This is a genomic window from Psychrobacter sp. GW64-MNA-CIBAN-0177, from assembly GCF_040309585.1.
GTDB classification, from domain to species: domain Bacteria; phylum Pseudomonadota; class Gammaproteobacteria; order Pseudomonadales; family Moraxellaceae; genus Psychrobacter; species Psychrobacter okhotskensis.
On sequence record NZ_JBEOOY010000284.1, the window covers coordinates 1 to 267 of the forward strand.

Here is a 267-nt window from a genome sequence, read left to right on the forward strand (position 1 = left end):
GTATTAACGTTATATTGCTGTAAAAACGTCTCAAAACCTTGTTGCAAATAATCAAAAAAGCACGGCGTGAGCCCCCAAAAACTCATAGATCCTAGCGCATCTTGGCTAATTTTTTCACGCAAGCCCTGCGGATTATTTCCAACAATATGTGCAGACTCTTTTTGAATATTTAAATATTCCGTCACTGCAACAAGCTTTCCATCAGCAATGCTACATACCCCGCGATTAACCCCACCGTGCTCAGAGAGGGTATTGATAATCGGGTAC

General features: G+C 41.6%; 1 pseudogene. It reads right to left on the reverse strand.

Annotated features, from left to right (window positions below):
* Positions 1-267, reverse strand: a pseudogene (locus AAEY79_RS15095) (hypothetical protein); the annotation flags it as partial.